Origin of the sequence: Mycobacterium sp. SMC-16, from assembly GCF_046250085.1 — a bacterium.
GTDB classification, from domain to species: Bacteria; Actinomycetota; Actinomycetes; order Mycobacteriales; family Mycobacteriaceae; genus Mycobacterium; species Mycobacterium phocaicum.
The window spans coordinates 5698361-5722818 of sequence record NZ_CP176427.1; the positions used below are offsets into that span (position 1 = coordinate 5698361).

The 24458-nt window shown below is 69.2% G+C and carries 20 protein-coding genes; 6 read left to right on the forward strand and 14 right to left on the reverse strand.

Annotated elements, in window-relative coordinates; translation table 11 throughout:
* Positions 1–69: 69 nt before the first annotated feature.
* The 8 genes from ACJEIK_RS27710 to glf form a co-directional block, all read right to left on the reverse strand.
* On the reverse strand, positions 70–1083 hold the full coding sequence (locus ACJEIK_RS27710; protein ID WP_409430667.1) for a cutinase family protein: 1014 nt from the start codon (positions 1081–1083) through the stop codon (positions 70–72).
* Positions 1084–1197: 114 nt separating this feature from the next.
* Positions 1198–2067, reverse strand: coding sequence for an alpha/beta hydrolase-fold protein (locus ACJEIK_RS27715; RefSeq protein ID WP_234785360.1), 870 nt, complete (start codon positions 2065–2067; stop codon positions 1198–1200).
* 255 nt (positions 2068–2322) lie between these two features.
* Complete coding sequence (locus ACJEIK_RS27720; protein ID WP_061007001.1) at positions 2323–3324, reverse strand: esterase family protein; 1002 nt, start codon at positions 3322–3324, stop codon at positions 2323–2325.
* Positions 3325–3487: 163 nt separating this feature from the next.
* Positions 3488–5506 carry a flagellar motor control protein ZomB gene (gene zomB / locus ACJEIK_RS27725; RefSeq protein WP_409430668.1) on the reverse strand — a complete coding sequence of 673 codons (2019 nt, stop codon included), beginning with the start codon at positions 5504–5506 and terminating at the stop codon, positions 3488–3490.
* On the reverse strand, positions 5503–6417 hold the full coding sequence (locus ACJEIK_RS27730) for a decaprenyl-phosphate phosphoribosyltransferase (protein ID WP_061007002.1): 915 nt from the start codon (positions 6415–6417) through the stop codon (positions 5503–5505). The genes zomB and ACJEIK_RS27730 overlap by 4 nt, the downstream gene beginning before the upstream one ends.
* On the reverse strand, positions 6414–6953 hold the full coding sequence (locus ACJEIK_RS27735; protein ID WP_061007007.1) for a phosphatase PAP2 family protein: 540 nt from the start codon (positions 6951–6953) through the stop codon (positions 6414–6416). The genes ACJEIK_RS27730 and ACJEIK_RS27735 overlap by 4 nt, the downstream gene beginning before the upstream one ends.
* A 35-nt stretch (positions 6954–6988) precedes the next feature.
* Complete coding sequence (locus ACJEIK_RS27740) at positions 6989–8938, reverse strand: glycosyltransferase (RefSeq protein WP_409430669.1); 1950 nt, start codon at positions 8936–8938, stop codon at positions 6989–6991.
* Between the two features lie 5 nt (positions 8939–8943).
* Positions 8944–10179: a UDP-galactopyranose mutase gene (gene glf / locus ACJEIK_RS27745; protein ID WP_061007004.1), complete on the reverse strand. Its 1236-nt coding sequence runs from the start codon at positions 10177–10179 to the stop codon at positions 8944–8946.
* Positions 10180–10380: 201 nt separating this feature from the next.
* Between glf and ACJEIK_RS27750 the strand changes: the two genes are divergently transcribed.
* Together ACJEIK_RS27750 and ACJEIK_RS27755 are read left to right on the forward strand one after the other, a co-directional pair.
* Entirely contained in the window at positions 10381–11382 is a 1002-nt protein-coding gene (locus ACJEIK_RS27750; RefSeq protein WP_061007005.1) for a hypothetical protein, read from the forward strand.
* A 155-nt stretch (positions 11383–11537) separates the two neighbouring features.
* Positions 11538–13154, forward strand: a complete 1617-nt coding sequence (locus ACJEIK_RS27755) for an N-acetylmuramoyl-L-alanine amidase (protein ID WP_409430670.1) — start codon at positions 11538–11540, stop codon at positions 13152–13154.
* Between the two features lie 4 nt (positions 13155–13158).
* On the opposite strand, the gene ACJEIK_RS27760 is transcribed toward ACJEIK_RS27755, so the two are convergent.
* Genes ACJEIK_RS27760 through ACJEIK_RS27770 form a run of 3 tightly spaced genes read right to left on the reverse strand, consistent with a single transcriptional unit; the run spans position 13159 to position 15486 of the window.
* Positions 13159–13971, reverse strand: a complete 813-nt coding sequence (locus ACJEIK_RS27760) for an HAD family hydrolase (RefSeq protein WP_138251133.1) — start codon at positions 13969–13971, stop codon at positions 13159–13161.
* Entirely contained in the window at positions 13971–14708 is a 738-nt protein-coding gene (locus ACJEIK_RS27765) for a lysophospholipid acyltransferase family protein (protein ID WP_406784085.1), read from the reverse strand. The genes ACJEIK_RS27760 and ACJEIK_RS27765 overlap by 1 nt, the downstream gene beginning before the upstream one ends.
* A gap of 4 nt (positions 14709–14712) precedes the next feature.
* Positions 14713–15486: a lysophospholipid acyltransferase family protein gene (locus tag ACJEIK_RS27770; RefSeq protein ID WP_061002440.1), complete on the reverse strand. Its 774-nt coding sequence runs from the start codon at positions 15484–15486 to the stop codon at positions 14713–14715.
* Positions 15487–15547: 61 nt separating this feature from the next.
* Between ACJEIK_RS27770 and ACJEIK_RS27775 the strand changes: the two genes are divergently transcribed.
* Genes ACJEIK_RS27775 through ACJEIK_RS27785 form a run of 3 tightly spaced genes read left to right on the forward strand, consistent with a single transcriptional unit; the run spans position 15548 to position 18170 of the window.
* Positions 15548–16225, forward strand: coding sequence for a phosphotransferase (locus tag ACJEIK_RS27775; protein ID WP_409430671.1), 678 nt, complete (start codon positions 15548–15550; stop codon positions 16223–16225).
* A gap of 38 nt (positions 16226–16263) precedes the next feature.
* Complete coding sequence (locus ACJEIK_RS27780) at positions 16264–17814, forward strand: Rieske 2Fe-2S domain-containing protein (protein WP_409430672.1); 1551 nt, start codon at positions 16264–16266, stop codon at positions 17812–17814.
* On the forward strand, positions 17811–18170 hold the full coding sequence (locus ACJEIK_RS27785; RefSeq protein WP_133426192.1) for a hypothetical protein: 360 nt from the start codon (positions 17811–17813) through the stop codon (positions 18168–18170). Before ACJEIK_RS27780 ends, ACJEIK_RS27785 begins: the two co-directional genes overlap by 4 nt.
* On the opposite strand, the gene ACJEIK_RS27790 is transcribed toward ACJEIK_RS27785, so the two are convergent.
* Positions 18167–18976: a DUF5718 family protein gene (locus tag ACJEIK_RS27790; protein WP_409430673.1), complete on the reverse strand. Its 810-nt coding sequence runs from the start codon at positions 18974–18976 to the stop codon at positions 18167–18169. The two genes, ACJEIK_RS27785 and ACJEIK_RS27790, sit on opposite strands and share 4 nt — an antisense overlap.
* A 105-nt stretch (positions 18977–19081) precedes the next feature.
* On the opposite strand from ACJEIK_RS27790, the gene ACJEIK_RS27795 reads away from it, so the two are divergent.
* Positions 19082–19816 (forward strand): hemerythrin domain-containing protein, encoded by a 735-nt coding sequence (locus tag ACJEIK_RS27795; protein ID WP_409430674.1) that lies wholly within the window; start codon positions 19082–19084, stop codon positions 19814–19816.
* 4 nt (positions 19817–19820) lie between these two features.
* Here the strand turns inward: ACJEIK_RS27795 and ACJEIK_RS27800 are convergent, their stop codons facing one another.
* On the reverse strand, positions 19821–23129 hold the full coding sequence (locus ACJEIK_RS27800) for a BTAD domain-containing putative transcriptional regulator (RefSeq protein ID WP_409430675.1): 3309 nt from the start codon (positions 23127–23129) through the stop codon (positions 19821–19823).
* A gap of 19 nt (positions 23130–23148) precedes the next feature.
* Positions 23149–24405, reverse strand: a complete 1257-nt coding sequence (gene serS, locus ACJEIK_RS27805) for a serine--tRNA ligase (protein WP_138251119.1) — start codon at positions 24403–24405, stop codon at positions 23149–23151.
* Positions 24406–24458: the final 53 nt, after the last annotated feature.

Consider the following 24458-nt stretch of genomic DNA (forward strand, 5'->3'; position numbering starts at 1 on the left):
TAGGTGACGCGAATTCGCAGGCCAAATCGCCCCGCCGGTTTTGTACTCGCCAGTAGCCAACAAGCGATGTCAGCCGTGTTTGGGGTGCGGCGCGTTGTCGACGAGGTCCTTGGCCCAGTTCAGCGTCCACTGTGTGGAGGTCTGGCCGTCAAGGCTCCAGAACTGCGTCGTGTTGTACAGCGCGTGCACCGGTCCCGCGGCGCTGCCCGACAGCGTGGCGAGCGTGCTGGGCAGGTTGACGACGTTGAACGCCTCGGTCGGCGCGGCGCAGATCAGGTCGCCCTTTCCGCAGATCTCGTTGACCCGGTCGTTGAGCGCACCGAAGCCGCCGACGCGCGGTCCCGTCATGTTCAGCCCGAGCATGCCGAGCGGCAGTTCGTGCAGCGTGATCTCGGCGCCCTGTCCCGGCGGGTTCGGACCGATGTCCTTGCCGACATTGGGCTGGCGCCGGCCGTCGGCGATCAACGTCACGCCGAGCACGAGGTCCTGGTCGATGGGACCGCGGCCGTTGCCGATGTCGCTGGCGATGTCGCCGGCGATCACCGCGCCCTGTGAGAAGCCGATGATGACGAAGCTCGTCAGCGGGCAGCGGTTGTTGATGTCCGTGATGGCTTCGACGGCCTTCTTCTTGCCCTCTTCGCGGCTGTCGTTGTACGACATCTGGTTGTCCGCGGCCAGCGGGTTATGGAACTGCGCGGTGTAGGGCACCGTGTACTGCGCCAACCGGTCGGCACCGAACTGCTGGCCGAGCGGGTTGCTGACGTTCAGCAGCAGCGCGATCGGGAACGACGGCGTCGGGTTCAGCGGGTCGAGCGCCCGTGAGGACTCCCAGGTGCCCGGGATCGAGATCAGCTGCACATCGGGGCAGTCGGCCGACTGGTACGCCGGCCGCGGCTTGGACGGCTTCGCGCTGGGACCGGACGTCGGCGGCTGCGCCGAGGGCGGCGTCGGCCCCGGGATCTCACCGGGCTGACGCAGCCACACCACGATCGCGAACGCGACCACGATGACCAGCAGTGCCACCGCACCCGCCGCGGCAATGGCGAGGATGCGATGGCGGCGGCGGCGATTGTTGGTGGCCATGTGGTGTGAGGTCTCCTGCGGGCTGAATCAAGCGGTTGCCATCCGAATCTAGTCAGCAGGCATCACGGACTGGTCACGCCGACGCCTTCCGTCGGCAAGATCACTCCGGTTGGGCTAGCGGATGACGCTCACCAGTTCGCCCGACATGGCACCGAGCTGACCGCTCCAGCTGCCCCAGTCGTGCTGCGGGCCGTCGGGGAAGTCGAAGTGCCCGTTGTGGCCGCCCACGCTGCGGTAATGCGCGTAGAAGGCGCGGTTGCTGCCCTGCGCCTGGTCGCAGTAGCCGATCATCGCGGCCGGGTCACTGCAGGTGACCGTCGACGGGCTGAACACCCAGATCCGGGTGTTGTTCTGGTTCAGCAGGCTCACGTGCACATCCGGGTCGTGCCACTTCCAGCGGCCCAGCTGCGGGGCGCCCCACATGCCGTAGGTGTCCACGCCGCCGAACTCGCGCATCCCGGCGGTGATGGCGCCGTTGAACGTCGTCGACGACGGGGTCAGGAATCCCGACAGCGAGCCCGCGAAACGGAACCGGTCCGGGTGGAACTCGGCCAGGGCCAGCGCGGCGGTGCCGCCCTGGGCCGCACCGACGACGCCGTGGCCGTTGGGGGCCAGGCCCTTGGTGGCGGCCAGATAGTCCGGGAGCTCCTGGCTCAGGAATGTCTCCCACTGCTTGCTGCCGTCCTGCTCCCAGTTGGTGTAGAAGCTGAACGCGCCGCCGGCCGGTGCGACGACCGAGATGCCCTTACCGGCCAGCGTGCCCATGGCATTGCCCGCGGTGACCCAGTTGCTCACGTCGGGGCCGGCGTTGAAGGCGTCGAGGAGATACACCGCGTGCGGACCGCCGGCCTGGAACGTCACCGGGATGTCCCGGCCCATCGCGGCCGAGGGCACCATCAGCGTCTCCACGCCCGCGGCCCGGGCCGTTCCGGTACCCGTCAGCAGGCCGCCGGCGAGCACAACCGCCGCCGCCGTCCCAGCCATCGTCCGGAACATCCCCCGCATTGCCTGCAGCCCCATAACCAACCTCACCTGTTCGTGATCGTCGAGCGTCCTGAACCCGCGTTGTAGTGAACCACATCACCTCGGCGGATGGTGACCGAACAACGGGAGGGAACGTTGCCACGGGGTGCCGCGGTGTGGGCCGGTCAGGGCATAAACGACTGGCGGCGACGACCCGTGAAGGTCGCCGCCGCCAGTGCGAGTTGTTGCCAGAGGATTTACCTCGGGATCAGGTTGTTACGCCTGGCCCGAAGCACCCAGCACACGCTGCAGGTCAGGCTTCATGGCCTGCAGCTGCTGGCCCCAGTAGCCCCAGTCGTGGGTGCCGCTGTTGGGGAAGTTGAACACACCGTTGGTACCACCGGCAGCCAGGTAGGTCTGCTGGAAGGTGCGGTTGGTGCGGATGGTCAGGCCCTCCAGGAACTTGGCCGGCACGTTGTCGCCGCCCAGGTCGCTCGGGTTGCCGTCGCCGCAGTAGACCCACAGACGGGTGTTGTTGGCGACCAGGGTGCCGATGTTGACGAACGGGTCGTTGCGCTTCCAGGCGTTGTTCGGGTCGCCAGTGGAGCCCCACATGTCGTCGGCCTTGTAGCCGCCGGCGTCACCCATCGAGATATTGACCAGGAACGGCCACCAGCCCTCGGACAAGTTCAGGAAGCCCGACATCGAGCCCGCGTAGATGAACTGCTGCGGGTGGTAGATGGCGAGGGTCATCGCGGCCGAACCGGCCATCGACAGACCGACAGCAGCGCCACCGGTCGGCTTGACCGACTTGTTGGCCTGCAGGTAAGCGGGCAGCTCCTGGGTCAGGAAGGTCTCCCACTTGTAGGTGGAGCAACCGGCCTTGCCGCAAGCCGGCTTGTACCAGTCGCTGTAGAAGCTGGACTGGCCGCCGACCGGCATGACCATCGAAATGCCCGAGCCGTTGTACCACTCGAAGGCGGCGGTGTTGATGTCCCAGCCGTTGTAGTCGTCCTGCGCGCGCAGGCCGTCGAGCATGTAGAGGGCCGGCGAGCCCGCGCCGCCGCTCTGGAACTGGATCTTGATGTCGCGACCCATGGCCGCGGACGGAACCTGCAGGTACTCAACCGGCAGACCGGGACGCGAGAAAGCCCCTGCAGTCGCCGTTTCACCGACGACACCGACAAGACCGGGCAGCGCTGCCGCGGCAACGGCCGCAACCGCCATCCGGCGCGGCATGGCCTTGGCCATCGACCGCATCTTCCCAACGAAACTCATACCGCTCCCTAATCTTTCCTATGACGGCGTACGGACAACCCTCATCCCCGCCTCTGCCGTTGAGGCGACGATCAGGCCGGGCGCACACGCCCGAGTGGTTATCGCCGCATGGTTCACCGGCGTTACCTACGCTTCAGACCGTGCCAGCGCTCGTGCGCTGAAACTACGGACCGGTAGCCGGTAAGCCAGTGTAAGGGGTCGACAGCCTCGGAGGCACATCGAGCCCACACCGGTGCAGCTCGTATAACGGCACGCGATCGATCCGGTAACGGGTAAATGTGAACGCGTGTACCAGATTTGACATGAACCGGTGGAAGCCCATCGGCGCGCGTACCGAACTGAGCATCGTCTCGGTCTCCGGGCATGTCAGCGCGACCGCCGCCTGCGCCACCCAGTCCTCGTCCAGGTACGTCGGAATCCACGGGCGCTTGCGCAGGTACGGCCCCTCGGCGACCGCCCAGTCCGGGAACAGGTCCTTGTCGTGGCCGATGCGCGCGTCGTCCAGCCGCGCCGTGTGGGCGGCCAGCGGGTTGGCGAGGCCGATCTGGTCGATCACCCGGACCTCGAGCGGCAGGTTCATGCCCATCATGCCCAGGTTGGTGAAAAAGACTGTGTGCGGACCTTTTTCGAACCAATTGGGCGGGGGTGGCGACGTCGGGTCCGGAACCGGCGGCGGCATGGCCGGAACCACGTCCCACTGGTCGTAGTTGCCCGACGGCAGCAGCAGCGCCCCGACCGGGGTGTTGTCGATGGCCGCCAGCACCGCCCGCATGCGCGGATAGTCCAGGTAGTCCGCGGCCGTCAGCGGATGCGCGTGCCCGGTGGCCTGCGAATAGAAGCGCCGTTCGTCGACGATGCCGGAGTAGGTCACGCGGGTGGCGTCATATCCGAGCCCCGGCGAGTTGGCCGCCCACAGCGACCAGCCGACCACCGCCAGCCACAGGGCGGTCGTCGTACCGGCGAGCGCGTAGCCGACCTCGCGGGCGATGTTCTTGCCGTCGGGAAGGACGATCGGAATCACCGCAACCGGGATGACCAGGCAGAACAGCGGAACCAGCAACACCCGGCCGTGCATGAAGTCACCACCCTGGCGCAGCCAGTACAGGCCCTGCACCAGGCCGCTGCCGGCCATGAAAATCACTACGGCAGTGGGACTTTGAATCCGGCGGGCCAGAGTGCTGTAGCCGCGCGGCGCCGACTGGCCCCACCACGGCCGGCTGTGAGTGACGAACAACACAATCGCCAGTGCCACGGTCAGCACCGCGGGCACCCACAACAGATAGGGCCGGTTGAAGTTGCCGAGGTAGACGAAGCCCTGCTGCCACTTGGATCCGGTGGCGTCCTTGGCCAGCGCGGTGATCGGCACCAACAGGCCGTAGTAGCCCATCCGGAAGATCTCGTAGGCGATCGGGAGCAGACCACCGGCCACCAGGATGACGACGCGGCGGCGCCGGCCCCGGGCCGCGACCAGCAGCATGACCAGGGCCACCCCGCCGATCAACGCCAACTCGGGCCGCACCAGGACCGACAGGCCGGCCAGACACGCCAGGGCGCCGTCGAACCGGGCGCTGGTGAGATTCGCGTCGCCGTCGCGGCCCTCGGCGGGCGCGCGCAGGGCACCACGGCCGGGAGGAGCGATCGAGCTCTGACACCAACACACCATCACCCACCAGAGCAGCCCCAGGTAGGCCATGATCAGGCCGTTCTCCAGGCCCGAGGTCGCGAAGTCGCGCGCCGGCGGCACAGCCATGTAGACGAGGGCGCCGGCCGGCACCAACAGCGCGCGGCGGCCCCGCAGCCCGGGGGCGTACAGCCGGCCGGTGCCGAGCATCGCGAAGACCAGGCCCGCCACACTCAGCGTCAGCGCCAAGACCAGCGCCACGTACTCGAGCTGCACCGAGCCGCCGATCCAGGCACCGACGGTGACCAGATAGGTCCACAGCGTCGAGGTATTGGACTCGACGCGCTCACCGACGTTGAAGACGGGGCCGTTGCCGGCCAACAGGTTTCGCACCGTGCGCAGCACGATGAGGCCGTCGTCCGCGATCCACCGGCGCTGCCAGGCGCCCCAGCCGAACAACGCGGCGGACACCACGACGCTCAACCACAGGCTGATCCGCGCGGCCCGGCCATACGGAAAGACCGGCCCGCGCAGCAATTGCCGAGCGGGCGAATCGGTCACCGGATCAGTCCGGGCAGAATCGCGGCAACGAGCGTCGCGACCAGGGCCACGCCCAGCAGCTGCAACACCCGGTCGTTCAGCACGATCTCCTCGGGCTCACCCGCCGCGCCACTGTCGACGTCGACGGCGTAACGCAGGATCGCGATGGTGAACGGCACCAACGACACCGCGAACCACGTGCCCTTGTTGCCCTCGAAGGCCCACAGGCCGTAGCAGAGCACCACGGCAGTCGCCGACAGCGTCCAGACGAACCGCAGGTAGCTGCTGGTGTAGGACTCCAGTGCCTTGCGGATCTTCGCGCCCGTGCGTTCGGCGAGTTGCAGTTCGGCGTAACGCTTTCCGGCCGACATGAACAGCGAGCCGAACGCGAACACCAGCAGGAACCACTTGGACAGCGGGATGCCGGCGGCGACACCACCGGCGATGCCGCGGAGCGGAAACCCGGAGGCGTTGATGCAGATGTCCAGCACCGCTTGATGTTTCAGGCCGAAACAGTAGGCCAGCTGGGACGCGATATAGACGGCCATGACGATCGCCAGGCTGGGCGTGAGCCACCACGAGATGGCCAGCGAGCCGACACCGAGCACGACGGCCAGCGAGTAGGCCAGCTGTACCGAGACGACGCCGGCGGCGATCGGGCGGTACTGCTTTGTCGGGTGCAGGCGGTCTGCTTCCACGTCGCGGGCATCGTTGATCAGGTAGATACACGACGCAGCCATGCAGAACACCACGAACGCGACGCCGACGGCTTTGAGCACCTCGGTGTAGCTGTAGTGCGCCTGCACGCCGAGGGCTGCCAGCGGTGCGACCAACACCAGGACGTTCTTCACCCACTGCCGCGGCCGCAGCGCCTTGACGATGCCGGCGGCCAGGTTCTTTGGTGGCCCCAGCTCCTGCGTCACTTCGGTCATGCCCCAGCCTTCGGTTCGCGCTTTGCAGTTCGCTCGGAAATCGCGCCGACTGATTCGGCGACCGCGGTTCCCACCACGACACCGGTCAGGACGTCAGTGGGATAGTGCACGCCGAGAACCAAGCGCGACAACGCCATCGGCGGCACCAGGAACCACGGCAGCGGCAGGCCCGTGGCCCGGCCGATGAGGATCGCGGCGGCGGTGGTCGACGTCGCATGCGCCGACGGGAAGCTCAGCCGGCTCGGGGTGCCGACGTTGACGGCGATGGCCGGGTGTTGCGGGCGTTCACGTTTCACGACCCGCTTGATCAGCACGGCCGCCGCATGCGCGAAGAAGGTGCCGACACCGGCCGTCACCCAGGCCCGGCGACGCTGCGGTTGCAGCAGCGCGCCCAGACCACAGACGGCGAACCAGCCCAGGCTGTGCTCACCGAAGTACGACAGCACCCGGGCGCCGGCGAGGACGCCGGGACGGCCGGTCAGTGCGGACTGGACGCCGACCAGGATGGCGTCCTCACCGCGCGGGACGTCGGCAATGACGTCACCCTCGATGCCTCCAGCGCCTTCGAGGCTCACCGGGCACCGGCCGATTCGGGCTGGGAGGCCAACAGCACGGTCTCCCACCTCTCCTTGCTCGTCAGCTCCGGCAGCGCGTTGCGGTAAACCTTCCGCAGGCGGTTGAAACTGCGGGCCAGCAGCGCCTGACGCTTGAGCGATTCCCGCAGCAACTCGAACATCTTCTCGCGGTCGCGCTGGCGGTAGACGACACCGCGGCCGTCGGCAGTGGTGACGGTGACACCGTCGACCATGCACAGCGAGAACCAGCGGGCGTCCTGCGTCGCGACGTTGATCTGCGGCCGCACATGGTGTTCCGGGTCGTGCGGCTTGAGCTGGTTGACGACGCCACGAGTGAGCCGGATCGCGATGGCCGGCGGGCTGGTGGGAATCTTGACCTTCCGGCGCCACTTCTTGTCCGATGGCGCGGGCAGCGAGGTGGCGCTTTCCAGCACAACGGCGTCGGGGTACTCGTTACGCATGGCGCGCACGTCGGGCAGTGCGGACTCGAGGATGGTGAACAGGTTGTCCGGCCCGGCGAGGAAGTCGTCCATCGCCCGGTTCTGGATGGCCACCGTCGAATACTCAAGGCACAGCAGGTGTTTCATGGTCGCCTTGAAGTGGCTCGCAACCAGGCCACGGATGTTGCCGTCCCAGTGCAGCGCCGCCACGACGAGGCGGTTGCGCAGGTGGAAGTACGCCTGCCAGTCGATGGCGTCGTCCTTGTCGCTCCACGCCATGTGCCAGATCGCCGCGCCGGGCAGCGTCACCGTCGGGTAGCCGTGTTCGCCCGCACGCAGGCCGTAGTCGGCGTCGTCCCACTTGATGAACAGCGGCAGCGGCTGCCCCAGCTCCTCGGCGACGGCGCGCGGGATCATGCACATCCACCAGCCGTTGTAGTCGACGTCGATGCGGCGGTGCAGGATTCGGCTGCGGTACTCCTCCTCGTCGGCGAGGGGGTACTTCGCGAAGTTGTGGTCGTACTCGGCGTTGATGGCGTGCGTCCACATGAAGTTGGCCGAGTCGACCATCTCGCCCATGACGTGCAGGTGCGAGGGCTCCTGCAGGTTGAGCATCTGGCCACCGACCAGGGTCGGCGTCTTGGCGAACCGGTTGAACGCCAGCGCCCGCAGGATCGAGTCGGGCTCGACGCGGATGTCGTCGTCCATGAACAGAATCTGTTCGCAGTCAGTGTGTTTCAGCGCTTCGTACATCACGCGGCTGTAGCCGCCGGAGCCACCGAGGTTCGGCTGGTTGTGGATGGCCAGCCGGTCGGCCAGCGGGGCCGCCGCGGCCGCGAAGTCGGGGTGGTCCTTCACCTTGTTCGCACCCTGATCAGACACGATGACCGCGCCGATCACCTGGTCCACCAACGGATCCGACGTCAAGGCCGCGAGCGCGTTGACGGCGTCCGCCGGCCGGTTGAAGGTCGGGATACCGATCGTGATGTTCGCCCGCCCGGGCGCCTCCACGGGCGCGTACCAGCCGGCGCCCAGCACCGTCACCGCGGTGTCGGTGGTGATGTCGAACCAGATCCAGCCGCCGTCCTCGAACGGCTCCAGCCCGATCTCGAACTCGACCACTGCCGGCAGGCCGTCGTCGCCGCTGGCGATCTCGCTGCCGCCCACGGTGATTCGGGCGCCGGTCGCCTTCGAGCGATAGACGTCGACACGGGCGCTGCCGGTCAGCTCGACGCGCAGCACCACCGAGGTCAGGATCGACCAGCGGCGCCAGTAGCTGGCCGGGAACGCGTTGAAGTAGGTGGCGAACGAAACCTCGGACTCCCCACCGATTTCCAGCGTGGTGCGGGTCGGGGCGTGTGCGCGCCGGGCGTTGGTGGACGACTCCTCGATGTACAGCTTGCGGACGTCGAGGGGCTCACCCGGACGGGGCAGGATGACCCGCGACAGCAGGCTCACCGCACGGGACTCTCCCGACGCCAATGCGCCGGACGGGATGTCGCTCATGGTCTTCAGCTACTTTCTGTACCGGCGTCGCCGAGTGCCGCGCCGTCACGCAGATGCGGCATCAGCACGTTGTCGTACATGTTCAGCGCACTGGCGATGGCCATGTGCATGTCGAGGTACTGATAGGTGCCCAGCCGGCCCCCGAACAGCACTCGGTTCTCCTCGGTTTCGGCCTTGGCCCTGGCGCGGTAGGCCGCCAGGATCGCGCGATCCGAATCGGTGTTGATCGGGTAGTACGGCTCGTCGTCGTCGTTGGCGAAGCGCGAGTACTCCCGCATGATGACGGTCTTGTCCGTCGGGTAATCCCGCTCGGGGTGGAAGTGCCGGAACTCGTGGATGCGGGTGAACGGCACGTCGGGGTCGTTGTAGTTCATGACGGGCGTGCCCTGGAAGTCTCCGATGGGCAGTACTTCCATCTCGAAGTCCAGCGTGCGCCAGCCCAGCCGGCCCTCGGAGTAGTCGAAGTAGCGGTCGAGCGGGCCGGTGTACAGCACCGGCGCGCCGGGGCTCTCGGCCCGCAGCTGCTCGCGCACGTCGAACCAGTCGGTGTTGAGCACGACGTCGATGCGCTCGTCGGCGGCCATGTTCTCGAGCCACGCGGTGTAGCCGTCGACCGGCAGGCCCTCATACGTGTCGTTGAAGTAGCGGTTGTCGAAGTTGTAGCGCACCGGCAGGCGGCTGATGATCGACGCGGGCAGGTCCTTGGGATCGGTCTGCCACTGCTTGGCGGTGTAGCCCTTGACGAAGGCCTCGTAGAGCGGCCGGCCGATCAGCGAGATGGCCTTCTCTTCGAGGTTCTGCGCGTCGTCGGTGTTGATCTCGGCGGACTGCTCGGCGATCAGGGCCCGCGCCTCGTCGGGGCTGTAATAACGCCCGAAGAACTGCGACACCAGGCCCAGCCCCATCGGGAACTGGTAGGCCTGGCCGTCGTACATGGCAAAGACGCGGTGCTGGTAGCCGGTGAAGTCGGTGAACTGCCGCACGTAGTCCCACACCCGCTGATTGGAGTTGTGGAACAGGTGGGCGCCGTACTTGTGCACCTCGATGCCGGTTGTGGGCTCGGCTTCTGAATAGGCGTTGCCGCCGAGATGGTGACGGCGCTCGACGACCAGCACCCGCTTGTCGAGTTGGGTTGCCGCGCGCTCGGCAATCGTCAGTCCGAAGAATCCGGAGCCGACGACGATGAGGTCATAAGGGCCGGAGGACTGGGTCGCAGCGCCCCGGGAATCAGCGGAGGTCATCGGCGTTCAGGGTATCCGACAGAGGCCGTTCGGCCCGAAAACACCCGGTCGGGTCGGGCAGTGCGCGGGCCGGTCGCAATTCGCTCACGATTCCGCATCGTCACTCTAATCCCACTAATCACAGCTTTAACATCGATGACGTCAGTACCGACGACTCAGCAAGCCAGCTCGAGCCGTACCCCACAGATTGAGGAGACTTCCGTGCCTAACCGACGTCGACGCAAGCTCTCGACAGCCATGAGCGCAGTCGCCGCCGTGGCCGTCGCAAGTCCGATCGCACTCGTGGCGGTCGCCGAGATGACCCCGGCAAACCCGACTCCGCAGCACCGGGAATTCGTCCAGGCCGCGCTCGTGACCGACCTCCCCAACGAGGTCATGTCCGCGCTGTCGCAGGGCCTGTCCCAGTTCGGCGTCAACCTGCCGAACCTCATGGGCGGAGCCGCGAGCTCCCCCAGCCCCCTGACCGGCGGCCTGTCCCCGCAGACCGGCCTGACCCCGGGCCTGGGCACCAGCCCCAGCCTGGGCGCCACCCCAGGCCTGACCCCGCCGGCCGGCCTCACCCCGGCGGGTGGCCTCACGCCGCCGGCCGGCCTGACCCCGGGCCTGGGCACCACCCCGGCGACCGGTCTGACCGCACCCGGCCTGACCCCGCCGACGGGCGCGACCGCACCCGGCCTGACCCCGCCCACCGGCCTCACCGGCACCAGCCCGTCGGCACTGACGCCGGGCCTGCCCGGCGCCGGCCTGCCCAGCGCCGGTCTCACGACCCAGGGCGCGACCCTCCCGAGCGTGAGCACGCCCGGACTGACCGCTCCCGGCCTGAACGCCACGGGCCTGACCACGCCGTCGATCAGCGCGAGCCCGGCCGGGCTCGGTGCCGCCGGCATGCCGATGACCGATCCCAACGCCAGCCTGGGCCTCGGCCCCGGCCAGGGCCTCGGTGGCAGCTACCCGATCCTCGGCGACCCGTCGGTCGGACTGGGCGGCGGCGACGGCCTCGGCCTCGGCGCGGCCCCGAGCAGCGGCGGCGGCGGACTGATCAGCGACCTGACCAGCGCCGCCAACCAGCTGGGCGCGACCCAGGCCATCGACCTGCTGAAGGGCATGGTCGTGCCGGCCATCACGTCGGCGGTCAAGTCCGCTCAGGCCGCCCCGGCGGCAGCCGCCGCGGCCGCACCGGCAGTGGCCGCTCCCGCGGTCTGACATCCGTCACACACAACTGAAGACCTGTAGCCGAGACGGCACCGCAGAAGCCCCAAGGCTCTGCGGTGCCGTTGCGGCGTCTTGCAGAGAATTGACAGCCCAGTAATCCGTGTCGAAACACGGGTAACACCTGACACATACGTAACATTCGCGCTGTGCCGCGCCGTCGTCCCGCACCGTCAATACTGTTGTCCGCTCTGGCGGCGACCGTCGTGATGGTGCCGTTGGCCGTCAGCGGCATCCCCAACATCCCCGGCCTGACGGACGACAAGCCGTCGGCGCCGGAGCTCCACACGCAGCCACTGGCCGGCGTCGGGGGCGGACAGACCGTCCGGGAAATCCATCAGGACACTCCCTTCTCCCTGGTCGCGCTCACGGCGTCGGACTTCACCGGAACCTCGGCCCGGGTGCGCGCCCAGAAGGCCGACGGATCCTGGGGCCCCTGGTACGAGGTCGAGGCGCCAGATGGTGTCGGCGAGGCGCGCGCCACGACGCGCGGCACCGAACCCGTGTTCGTCGGCCGCACAAATACCGTGCAGATCGCGGTGACCCGGCCCGCCGAAGCCGCTGCCACGCCACCCGCCGGCGACCGGCCGCAGGGTCCCGGCCTGGGTTACCGACCCGTCGACGTCGAGAAACCGTTGGGCCCCAGCATGAAAGCGGTGCTCATCAGTCCGCCGGAGGCACCGGCCGATGTGCAGTTCCAGCCGACCGCGGTGTCGGCGCCGAACCAGCCACCCAACATCATCAGCCGGGCCCAGTGGGGCGCCAACGAGAGCGTCCGCTGCGGACAACCGGTCTATGACCCGGGCGTGCGCGCCGCCATCGTGCACCACACCGCCGGCAGCAACGACTATGCGCCCGAGGATTCCGCGGGCATCGTCCGGTCGATCTACGAGTACCACACCCGCGAATTGGGTTGGTGCGACATCGCTTACAACGCCCTGGTCGACAAGTACGGCCAGGTTTTCGAGGGCCGGTTCGGCGGCATGACGCGCCCCGTCGAAGGTTCGCACACCGGCGGATTCAACGTCGACACCTGGGGTGTGGCGATGCTCGGCGACTTCGACGCCGTGCCCCCGACCCCGCTGCAGCTGAAGATGACCGGCCGGCTGATCGGCTGGCGGCTGAGCCTGGACCACGTCAATCCCCTCGGCAGCGTGGTGCTGACGTCGGGCGGTGGCTCGTTCACCCACTTCCCTGCCGGCGCGACGCCGACGCTGCCGACGATCTTCACCCACCGCGACGTCGGCAACACCGACTGCCCGGGTAACGCCGCCTACGCCGCCATGGGCGAATTGCGGGATATCGCAGCATCTTTCACGGCCCCACCGGGTGCCCTCAGTGCGATGGACATGCTGCGCGGCGGTGCCATCTTCGACAAGTGGCAGGCGATGGGCGGGGCATCCGGCCCGCTCGGCGTCGCCACGTCACCGGAGGCCGCGGCCGACGGGCACACCCGCTACGCCACGTTCGACCACGGCGCCATGTACTGGTCACCGGCCGCCGGCGCCCAGCCGCTCACCGGTGCCCTCTACGACGCCTGGGGCGCACTGGGTTTCGAACGCGGCGCACTCGGACTGCCGACCAGCGGCGAAATCGCCGAACCGCAGTGGATCGTGCAGAACTTCCAGCACGGCACCCTCAACTTCGACCGCGAGAACGGGACCGTCACGCGCGTCATCGACGGTGTGCCGCAAGAACTTCCGCCGCCGCCGAAGCAGGAGCCGGTGCAGCTCGAGCGGTTCAGCCGCATCGAGATGCAGAGCTGACCCGCTAGAGCCACCAGCGTTCGAGCACCCGGGCCACCCCGTCGTCGCTGTTGGTCGTGGTGACCTCGTCGGCAGCCTCCAGGGCCTCCGGATGCGCATTGCCCATCGCCACCCCCAGGCCGGCCCAGGTCAGCATCGGGATGTCGTTGGGCATGTCACCGAAGGTCACGACGTCGTCGGCGGTCAGACCCAGCGGGCGGATGATCTCGGCGACTCCCGTGGCCTTGCTGATGCCCAGCGGCACCACCTCGATGAGCCCATTGTTGGTCGAATAGGTCAGGTCGCCCGTGACGCCGACATGCGGGGCCAGCGCCGCGGCCAGATCGGCGCTGTGCGCGCCCGCCTTGCGGATCAACAGCTTCACCGCCGGCACGCTGAGCATGTCCTCGACCGACACCTCGGTGTTGTCGGGGTTGTGCCAGGCATGCTCGTAGCCGGGTGAACTCGCAAACTGCGGCATCGACTCGTCGAACGCGGTACGTCCCACGCGTTCGACCGCCAGCCCGACGCCCGGGATAACCCGGGTGGCGATCTCGGCCAACTCGCCCAACGCATCCGGGCTCAAGGTGTGGGCCGAGACGATGCGGTCCGTCGCGGAGTCGTAGAGCACCGCACCGTTGGCGCACACCGCGAGCGGCGACAGCCCCAGGGCGTCCACCACCGGCGGTATCCAGCGCGGTGGCCGGCCGGTGGCGAGCACGAACTTCGCGCCGTTCGCGACGGCGGCCTGCACGGCGGCGCGGGTCCGCGGCGTCACGCGCTCATGGGTGTCGAGCAGCGTGCCGTCGACGTCGGTGGCGATCAGCGCGGGCAGCATCACCGGCCCCCGGCTTCCCGACGGGCCCGCTCGGCCTTCTCCAGCACTTCGGCCTCCTCAGGCGTCGGGGCGCCGCCACCCAGCCGGCGCGGCACCCAGTACTCACCCGCCGGGTGCGGGTATTCCTCCTGCACCGCATGGAGCTGATCGGTCATCGTCTGCTGCAGCATCGCCATCACCTGGGCCACCGGACCGTTCGCCGAGATCGGCGCACCCACCCGGACGATGACCGGAATCTTCTTGCGCCCCAACCGCTTCGGGTGGTCCTTGGTCCACATCCGGTGCACACCCCAGACGATGACGGGGATGATCGGCACCTGCGCGTCGAGTGCCATCCGGGCCACGCCGGTCTTGAACTCCTTGAGCTCGAAACTGCGGCTGATCGTGGCCTCCGGGTACACCCCGACCAGTTCCCCGGCGCGCAGCCGCTCGACGGCGACGGGATACGCGTCGCCACCGGAACTGCGGTCGACGGGGATGAGCCCGGCCCGCTTGACCAGGAAGTTGCCCATCGGCACCTGCTGCACCTCGGCCTTGAGCATGAAGCGGACCCGGCGGCGGCGATGGGTGGCGGCCAGACCGGCCGGCAGGAAGTCGACGTAAGCGGTGTGGTTGATCGCGATCACCGCACCGCCGGTATCCGGAATGTGTTCCAGCCCTTGGTAAGTGATGCGGGTTCCCGTGGCGGCGACCGCCGCCTTTGCGGCAATCTCGATGCCGCGGAAAACTGGCTCCATGGCGCTACTCCGGCGCACCTTCCGCCTGCCGCGCCGCGCGGCGTGCCGCCTTCTCGCGCGCTTCGTCGAGGTCCATCTGGTCGGCCTCGGCCAGCGTCGGCGCCCCGCCGCCCAACCGATGCGGCACCCAGAACTCGCCGGCGGGATGTTCGGGATAGCGGTCCTGGACCTCCGACAGCAGGTGCTGCATCCGGGCGTGCAGCAGCGCCGTCAGCTCGGCCGCGGGCAGCGTCGGGTAGATGGGTTCACCGACGTGGATGAAGATCGGCACCTTGGGTCGGCGCATGTTGCGCGGATGGCCCTTGGTCCAGATCCGCTGGGCGCCCCAGATGATGTGCGGGACGATCGGCACGTCGGCCTCGATGGCCATGCGGGCCGCGCCCGACTTGAACGCCTTGATCTCGAAACTGCGGCTGATGGTGGCCTCGGGGTAGACGCCGACGAGCTCGCCCGCCTTGAGTTGCTTGACCGCCTCGGCGTACGAGTCCGCGCCGCTGCCGCGGTCGACGGCGATGTGGCGCATCTTGCGCATCAGCCAGCCGCCGTACTTGTTGTCGAAGACTTCCTTCTTCGCCATGAACCGCACCTTGCGGCCCCGCTTCTGCATGACGGCGGGCAACCCGGCGAACGTGAAGTCGAAGTAGCTGGTGTGGTTGATCGCGACCACCGCGCCGCCGCTGACCGGCAGGTTCTCCGCGCCGGTCACGGTGAATTTCAGACCCTGTGCCCGCCACACCGTGCGTGCCAGTTTGATCACGGTGCCATATACCGGTTCCACGGGGATCAGCCTAGTGCGGACCGCCGGTACTACGCCCAGAAAGGTACGCAAGGCTAGTCAGGTGACCTTCCCCAGCGGACCTGTTCCCGTTCCCGACGTCGTCCACGCGCTGGCCGCCGGCCGCCCCGTGACCGCGGTCTGGGAGAACGAACTCGGCGGCGTGACGTTCGCCATCGGCGCCGGCGACGAGTACGTCAAGACCTATCCCGCCGAGCACGCGCCGTTGCTGACCGACGAGGCCGTGCGGCTGCGCTGGGCCGGGCAGTACATCGCCGTCCCGCCCGTGCTCGGCGAGGGCGCGGGCTGGCTGCACACCGTCGGCCTGCCCGGCCGCGCCGCCGTCGACCCGCGCTGGGCCGACGATCCCGAGACCGCGGCCCGCGCGATCGGGGCCGGACTGCGGGCCATGCACGACGCGCTGCCCGTCGCGGACTGCCCGTTCGGGCGGCCCTCCTGGGTCGGGGCGGTCCCCGACCCCGACCGGCTCGTGGTCTGCCACGGCGACGCGTGCTCGCCGAACACCCTCATGAGCGACGACGGCGCGTTCGTCGGGCACGTCGACATCGGGGACCTCGGGGTGGCCGACCGGTGGGCCGACCTGGCCATCGCCACCATGTCCCTGGACTGGAACTATCCCGGCAACTACGAGGCCGCCCTGCTGGACGCCTATGGGGTGGTGCGCGACGACGAACGCATCGCCTACTACCGCTCGCTCTGGGACGCTCCGGAATCCGGCTAGACTCGCTGACGAACTCGTCACCGCCAAAAGGGGCATTAGTGCAGGTCACAAGCGTTGGACACGCCGGATTCCGGATCGATACCGCCGCGGGCAGCATTCTGTGCGACCCGTGGGTGAACCCGGCCTACTTCGCGTCGTGGTTCCCGTTCCCGGACAACAGCCAATTGGACTGGGACGCGCTCGGCGACTGCGACTACCTGTACGTCAGCCACCTGCACAAGGACCACTTCGATCCGGAGCACCTGCGCGCCCACGTCAACAAGGACGCGACGGTGCTGCTGCCCGACTACCCGGTGCCGGATCTGCGTCGTGAGCTCGAGGCCCTCGGCTTCCACACGTTCTTCGAGACCACCGATTCGGTGAAGCACCGCGTCAGCGGGCCCAAGGGCGACCTCGACGTCATGATCATCGCCCTGCGCGCCCCGGCCGACGGTCCGATCGGCGACTCGGGCCTCGTGGTGTCCGACGGCGAGACCGTCGCGTTCAACATGAACGACGCCCGCCCGATCGACCTCGACATGGTGGCCACCGAGTTCGGCGACGTCGACGTGCACATGCTGCAGTACTCGGGCGCCATCTGGTACCCCATGGTCTACGACATGCCGGCCCGGGCCAAGGAGGCCTTCGGCACCCAGAAGCGGCAGCGGCAGATGGACCGCTGTCGTCAGTACATCGCGCAGGTCGGTGCCACCTGGGTGGTGCCGTCGGCCGGCCCGCCATGCTTCCTGGACGCCGAATTGCGTTGGCTCAACGACGATCACGACGATCCGGCCAACATCTTCCCCGACCAGGCGGTGTTCCTGGACCAGCTGCGCAGCCACGGCCACGACGGCGGGCTGCTGATGATCCCCGGCACGGTGGCCTCGTTCACCGGGCCGGCATTGGACTCGCTGGTGCATCCGATTCCCGACGCCGAGGCCGAGGCGATCTTCACCACCGGCAAGGCCGCCTACATCGAGGCCTACGCCCAGCGCATGGCGCCCGTGCTCGCCGCTGAGAAGGCCTCGTGGGCACCGGCTTCCGGCGATTCGCTGCTGGAGCCGCTGCGCGCCAAGTTCGAGCCGATCATGGCGGCGAGCGACCAGATCTGCGACGGCATCGGCTACCCCGTGGAGCTCCGCATCGGCACCGAGACCGTGGTGCTGGACTTCCCGAAACGCGCTGTGCGGGAAGCCATTCCGGACGAGAAGTTCCGCTACGGCTTCGGGATCGCACCCGAACTGGTGCGCACCGTACTGCGCGACGACGAGCCGGACTGGGTCAACACCATCTTCCTGTCCACCCGCTTCCAGGCCTGGCGCGTCGGCGGCTACAACGAGTACCTGTACACGTTCTTCAAGTGCCTGACCGACGAGCGCATCGCCTACGCCGACGGCTGGTTCGCCGAGGCGCACGACACCTCGGCGTCGATCGACCTGGGCGGCTACGAAATTCAGCGCCGGTGCCCGCACCTGAAGGCCGACCTGTCAAAGTTCGGGATCGTCGAGGGCAACACGCTGACGTGCAACCTGCACGGCTGGCAGTGGAACCTGGACAACGGCCGCTGCCTGACCTCCAAGGGTCACGAGTTGCGGAGCGCCAAGCGGTGACGAGCGCCCAGTCCGGCGCTCGCTCGGACGCGCACTACGACGACGGCCAGATCTTCCTGGACCGGCAGGCGATCACGTTGCGCCGCTACCACTTTCCGTCGGGCACGTCGAAGATCATCCCGCTCGGCGCGGTCCGCGGCTACAAGGCCGAGTCGCTCGGCTTCATCATGGACCGGTTCCTGATCTGGGGTGGCACCGACCCGCGGCGCTGGCTGCCACTGGACATCTGGCGGCCCATCAAGTCGACGCTGGTGACGCTCGACGTCGTCGGCACCACGCCGGCGCCGGCGTGTACCCCGTTGCGGCCCAAGGAGTTTCTGGCCACGCTCGAACAGCTGCTGAGCGAGCGGCGCTAACCCGCCGCGCGCACCGTCTGCCGCAGCTCCGAGACATCGTCGGACGCGGTGTCGTACACGCGCACGATGGCCCGGTCGCCCGGCTTGAGGTAGGTGGACTCCCCGAGTTCGGTGTAGCGCGTCGCGCCGATGCCGACGAGCAGGTGCGCCGGGCGCCCCGCGGCCACCATCAGGGCGCCGACATCCTCCAAAGGTGTGTCGTCCGAACCCTTCTGGTTCGCCAGCCGGTCGACGATCCAGTCCAGCAGCTGCGTCCCGTAGTACGAGTAGCCCAGCAGCGGGCTGTCCTGGCCGTACGCCTGCTCGACACCGCTGCCATCGTCGAGGAAGCTCGCCAGCCGCAGCGACGACGTCGGTCCGTCGGGGCTCAGGTCGTCGATCGCGAAGAACCGCGGGGCCACCCCCTTGGAGGCCGGACCCCAGTTCTTCTTGTGGCTGATCTTCGGTGCGTTCGGCCGGCGGATCGAGCAGTCGTTGAACGCGCCCAGCGCGAACGGCCGCAGCCCGACAACCCGGTCGCCCGACCACGACACCTCGCACGCCAGCCCGACCTCGGGCTCGATCTGCAGGTTCAGCGGGGTGTCACTCACCGGCAGGATCACCGCGTCGGTCGACAGCGGGAACTCGCCGAGGAACGTGTCGCTGCCCGGCGCGTACCAGGGGAAGATGCCCTTCGGCGCCCCGCCCTCGGACCGGACGTTGACGAAATCGACTGCCTCCCCGGCCTGTTCGAGGTGTCCGGCGAAGTTGCCCGCCACCCCGAAGCCGAACCAGCCACGCATGTCGTCGAGGTCGAGATCGATCATGGCTGCCACCCTACTGCGGTCGTGACCAGCACCGACAAGCCACAACCAAGTCGCGCTTAAGTCACGGGCACCAGGCTGTGCACAACCGATCACGAGGAGTCTGCCGTGCCCACCTCCGTCCGCCCCGTCACCGTCGCACCCCGCCGGCCTGGCGAACCCGAGCCCGACCTCCTGGGCATCACGCTGGCGCACCGCGCCATGCTCGTCGACCTGGTCCGGCTCACCGAGCTCGCCAAGGCCGTGCGCGACCGCGACGTCATCTGCACGCCCGCCCGGGCGCGCGCCATCTCGCAGTACATCGAGCTGCTGTGCGACTCGATCCATCACCACCACAGCACCGAGGACACCGTGCTGTGGCCGGTCATCCAGGCCAGCGTCGGCGCCCACCTCGATCTGAGCGAACTCACCGACGACCACGCGGCGCTCGACCCGCGCCTGGATCAGCTGCGGGCCCGCGCCGCGGCGTTCCGGCTGTCCAACGGTGACCGCAAGGTCGCGTTCCTGATGGCGTTCGAACTGGCCGAACTCACCGCGCTGCTGACCGAGCACATCAACGACGAGGAACTCGACCTGTTCCCCCTCATCACCGAGCACGTGTCGGTGGACGACTGGGAGGAAGTCGAGGCGGCCGCCCGCGCCGGCAGCCGGATGTCGTTCGACGGCCCGCGCTCGCTCGCGGTGATGACCGACGACGAGCGCGCCTCGATGGCAGGCAAGTTGAGCATCGGGCTGCGCGCCTTCCTCGCGGTGCTGATGTTCCGGCACCGGCGCGTGATGCGCACCGTCTTCGGCGACCTCGCGGAGAGCCGGCTCGAGGCCCTGGCGGGCCAGCCGACGTAGTCCGTCAGTCGATGAAGCTCCGCGCCTCGGCCGCGAGCCGCGCCCGCAGCGTCTCGGCGGCCTTGCGGTACCGGCGGGCGTCGTCAGGCCGGCCCAGTGCGTCGGCGGCCGCGGCCAGCGCGTCGTCGACGGGGCCGACCATCAGCCCGTCGACCCCGAGCCCGGCGATGCTGCCGGAGTAGCGCTCCAGTTCGGCCGCGCGGTCCCGTACCTCGTCGAGGTCACCCATCGCCACGGCGGCATTGACCCGCAACACCGTGAACGGCACCCAGAAATAGGCCCGCTCGATCGGTTTGCGGTCCGGCCACAGCGCCCGGGCCTCGGCCTCGCGGCCCCGGGCGAACAGAGCCAGCACCGCCGCGTCCAACGCGGCGACCGAAATCTCGCGGTAGAAGAACACCAGCTCGTCGGCCAGCGTGCCCAGGTCGCCGAGGCCGAACTCACCCGTCACCCGGCCGACCATCGCCAGCTTCGCGCCATTGGCGGCGCCGTTCTCGGCCATCCGCGCGGCCAGGTCGGTGTATGCGCTCACCGCCTCGTCGAGCCGGCCGGCGAGCAGGTACATCCGGGCCTGGAACAGGCCGAGCACGCCGAGCAGGTGGACCAGCTGGCCCGTGCTCGCGCGCGCCACCGCGAGATCGACGTGGCGCTTCGCCGTCGCCAGGTCGGAGCGGTTGCCGGCGGCCAGCGACAGCAACCAGTGCGCCACCGCCTGATAGTCGGCCTGTTCGGCGGCTTCGGCGGCCTGCAGCAGTTCGGCGGCGAGCGCGTCGCGCTCGGCGTCGAGGTCCGGTCCGAGGGCGCAGAACGCGTGCACGTTGAGCGCGGTGCACAACAGGCGGCCCGCCCCGGGATCGTCGGCGTACACCTGACGCGCCAGCGCGAGCATCTCGGTGCTGGCAGCCAGCGCGCCGTCCGGGTCGTTGCCCTCGAGTTCCACGTAGAGCGCCTTGAGCAGCCGGATCCGGTCCGCCGCGGAAACGTCGCCGGCCAGCACGTGCCGCAGCAGCCCGATCATCTGGCCGTCGGATTCGTCGTACTCGCGGTCACGCCACACCAGCGGGGTGTCCCACGCGGTGAGGATGCGCACCACCAGGTCATCGCGCGACCGGCCCGACACCAGCTGCAGCGCGCACTTCATCTCACTGCGCGCGGTGACGGCGTCGCCGGACTGCGCGAGCGCGGCGATCAGGCCGCAGCGAACCTCGATGTCCTGATCCAGCATCGCCACGCTCGGCGCCAGCTGCCGGCTGGCGGCGAGTTCGAGCATCTGGACCGCGGCCCGCCACTGCCGGGCGGCTTCGGCGTGGGCCCCGACCGAACTCGCGTCGCGAGCCGCGGTGGTGGCGAAATCGGCTGCCGCCGAAGCGGTTTCCGCGGTCGCGGAGGCGACGGCGTGGTAGGCCAGCGCAGCCGGGTCGACCGAGCGGCCCGGTGCGCGCAGCAGCTCCAGCGCCGCGGCATGCAACCGGGACCGGCGCAGTTTCGAGGTGTCCTCGTACAGGGTGTCGCGGACCAGACCGTGCGCGAACTGCAGCCGGCCGGGCGTCGGCTCGTCGAGCAGGCCCAGCAGCACGGCCGGTTCCAGGGCGTCGAGCAGATCGTCGGGGTCACTGCGGCCCAGCTCGGCCAGCAGGTCTACGTCGATGTCGCGGCCCAGCACCGCGGCCTGGCGTAGCGCGGTCACCGTGGGACCGGGCAACCGGGCCAGCCGGCGCCGCAGCACGTCACGCACGCCCACCGGCACCGATGCCCATACCGCGTCGGGCCCCTCGGCGGCCATCAGCCGGGCCAGTTCCCGCACGAACAGCGGGTTGCCGCCGGTCCGTTCGCGCAGCAGGCGCAGCGCCTCGCCGCTGGTCGTCAGGCCGCAGTCGGCGGCGACGGCGGCGGTGGCCGCCGCGTCCAGGCCGCCCAGGATCAGGTGCGCTGACGTGTGGACCGTCAGCGCGGCCCGCGCCACCTCGAGTTCGCCGCGATCCTCCGACGGGCGGTAAGTCGCGATGACCAGCACGCGACGGTCCTGAATCCGGTCGGCGACGAGGCGCAGCAGCTCCAGCGTGAGGCCGTCGGTACGGTGCAGGTCGTCGAGGATGACCGCAAGGGGCTGCCGGTCGGCGACGGCGTTCAACGCATCGGCGACCGCCTGCCCCAGCCAGAACGTGCCCTGGTCGGTGGCGGCGTCGTCGTGCAGCAGCGGGGCCAGCGCCTGCCGGTCCTGATCCGTCGCATCGACCAGCTCGCGGAGCACCTCGGTCCACGCCCACCCCGCCGGCGCGCCGTGGACTTCCTGACACCGGCCGTGCACGGTCCGCCAGCCGGCCGCGCGCAGCCGGGCCGCGGCGGTCGCCGCCAGTGTGGTCTTGCCGGAGCCCGCCTCACCGCCGACCCACAGCACCGCACTGGCGCCGGCGGCGACGCGGCGCGCCACGGCGTCGATGGTCGCGAGCTCCTCGGCGCGGCCGTATGCCGCCTGCCCGGTGCGCTCGCGCGGCGCGGCGTCCGGGACCGCGGTCGACGGGAGCGGCACGGGCCGTGACGGTTCCAGATGGTCGGCCTGACGCAGGATGTCGCGCTCGAGATCGCGCAGGGCGCGGCCCGGCTCCAGCCCCAACTCGTCGATCAGGTGCTCGCGAGTGCGGCGGAGCACCTCGAGCGCGTCGGCCTGCCGACCCGTGCGGTAGAGCGCGGTCGCCAGGACCGCGGCCGCGCCTTCCCGCCCCGGATGCGCGGCGACGTGTCCTTCCAGCGCCGCGACGGCGGTGCCGTAGCGCCCGAGCTCGACGTGCGCGGCGGCGTGACTTTCCACCGCGGCCAACCGGAGTTCGGTCAGCCGCGAGACCTCCGGCACCGCCCACAAGGCGTCACCGGCTCCCGCGAACGGCTCGCCGGCCCAGCCGGCGAGCGCGCCGTCGAGCAACTGCGCACGCCGCAACGGATCTGATTCATCCTGCGCCGCAGCCACTTTCGCTTCGAAGGACCAGGAGTCGACGGCGTCGTCCGGCAGCCGCAGGCAGTATCCGGGCGCGGCGCTGACCAGGATGCGGGCCGGCGCCCGGCGCTGCCGGCCGGGTTCGAGCACGCGGCGCAGATGCGAGACGTAGACCTGCAGCGCGGACAGCGCCTTGGGCGGCGGTTCGCCTTCCCACAGATCGTGGATGAGCCGGTCGACGGACACCGTGTGCCCGCGCGCGGCCACCAACCGGGCCAGCAGCGCCCGCTGCATGCGCGCGCCCAGGTCCACCGGATCGTCACCGACCCACGCGCGCACCGGACCGAGCACCGTCACCCGCACCGGTTGTGCCACCGTCATGCCCCCGCCGACGTGGTTCCTACTTGGGCTGTAACACCGAGGTGCCGACGTACGGCACGAGTGCGTCGGGTACCCGGACGCTGCCGTCGGGCTGCTGGTGGTTCTCCAGGATCGCGACCAGCCAGCGGGTCGTGGCGAGCGTGCCGTTGAGGGTCGCCGCCGTCTGCGGCTTGCCGTTCTCGTCGCGGTAGCGGGTCGAGAGGCGCCGGGCCTGGAACGTCGTGCAGTTGGAGGTCGACGTCAGCTCGCGGTACGCCTGCTGCGTCGGCACCCAGGCCTCGCAGTCGTACTTGCGGGCCGCCGACGAACCGAGATCGCCTGCGGCGACGTCGATCACGCGGTAGGGCACCTCGATCATGGCGAGCATCTGACGCTGCCAGGAGAGCAGCTTCTGGTGCTCGACCTCGGCGTCCTCGGGCTTGCAGTAGATGAAGGCCTCGACCTTGTCGAACTGGTGCACCCGGATGATGCCGCGGGTGTCCTTGCCGTAGCTGCCGGCTTCGCGGCGGAAGCACGACGACCAGCCGGCGTACCGCAGCGGGCCTTCGGACAGGTCCAGGATTTCGTCGGAGTGGTAGCCGGCCAGCGGCACCTCCGACGTTCCGACGAGGTACAGATCATCGGCTTCGAGGCGGTAGATCTCGTCGGCGTGCGCACCCAGGAATCCGGTGCCGCGCATGACTTCCGGGCGCACGAGCACCGGCGGGATCATCAGCGTGAACCCGTTCTCGGTGGCCAGCCGTACGGCCAGCTGGAGCAGGCCGAGCTGCAGCAGGGCGCCCTGGCCCGTCAGGAAGTAGAACCGCGAGCCCGACACCTTGGCGCCGCGCTCCATGTCGAGCAGGCCCAGCGCCTCGCCGAGTTCCAGGTGGTCCTTCGGAGCCTCGATGGTGGTCGGTGTGCCGATCACATCGAGCACCTCGAAATCACTCTCGCCACCGGCGGGCACGCCGTCGATGATGACGTTGCCGATCGCCATGTGCGCGGCGGTGAACCTCTCTTCGGCCGTGCCCGCACGAGCTTCGGCGGACTTGACCGCCTCGGACAGTTCCTTGGCCTTCTCCAGCAGTGCGGGCCGCTCCTCCGGCGAGGCCGCGCCGACGAGCTTGCTCGCCGCCTTCTGGTTGGCCCGGGCGGTGTCGGCCTCGGCGATGGCGGCCCGCCGGGCCGCGTCAGCGTCGAGCAACGCATCGACAAGGGCCGGGTCTTCGCCACGGGACCGTTGCGATGCCCGTACCCGGTCCGGATCTTCGCGGAGCAACTTGAGGTCGATCACGGGCGTCAGACTACTTTTCTCGCCGGGACCGTGGAATGTCGAGGGCCCGTAGC

Bases quoted from the DNA above. Each gene is read 5' to 3' on its own strand.
- ACJEIK_RS27710 (WP_409430667.1), bottom strand. From the start codon at position 1,083: ATGGCCACCAACAATCGCCGCCGCCGCCATCGCATCCTCGCCATTGCC.
- ACJEIK_RS27715 (WP_234785360.1), bottom strand. From the start codon at position 2,067: ATGGCTGGGACGGCGGCGGCGGTTGTGCTCGCCGGCGGCCTGCTGACG.
- ACJEIK_RS27720 (WP_061007001.1), bottom strand. From the start codon at position 3,324: ATGAGTTTCGTTGGGAAGATGCGGTCGATGGCCAAGGCCATGCCGCGC.
- ACJEIK_RS27730 (WP_061007002.1), bottom strand. From the start codon at position 6,417: ATGACCGAAGTGACGCAGGAGCTGGGGCCACCAAAGAACCTGGCCGCC.
- ACJEIK_RS27740 (WP_409430669.1), bottom strand. From the start codon at position 8,938: ATGAGCGACATCCCGTCCGGCGCATTGGCGTCGGGAGAGTCCCGTGCG.
- glf (WP_061007004.1), bottom strand. From the start codon at position 10,179: ATGACCTCCGCTGATTCCCGGGGCGCTGCGACCCAGTCCTCCGGCCCT.
- ACJEIK_RS27760 (WP_138251133.1), bottom strand. From the start codon at position 13,971: ATGCTGCCCGCGCTGATCGCCACCGACGTCGACGGCACGCTGCTCGAC.
- ACJEIK_RS27765 (WP_406784085.1), bottom strand. From the start codon at position 14,708: ATGGAGCCAGTTTTCCGCGGCATCGAGATTGCCGCAAAGGCGGCGGTC.
- ACJEIK_RS27790 (WP_409430673.1), bottom strand. From the start codon at position 18,976: ATGATCGATCTCGACCTCGACGACATGCGTGGCTGGTTCGGCTTCGGG.
- ACJEIK_RS27800 (WP_409430675.1), bottom strand. From the start codon at position 23,129: ATGACGGTGGCACAACCGGTGCGGGTGACGGTGCTCGGTCCGGTGCGC.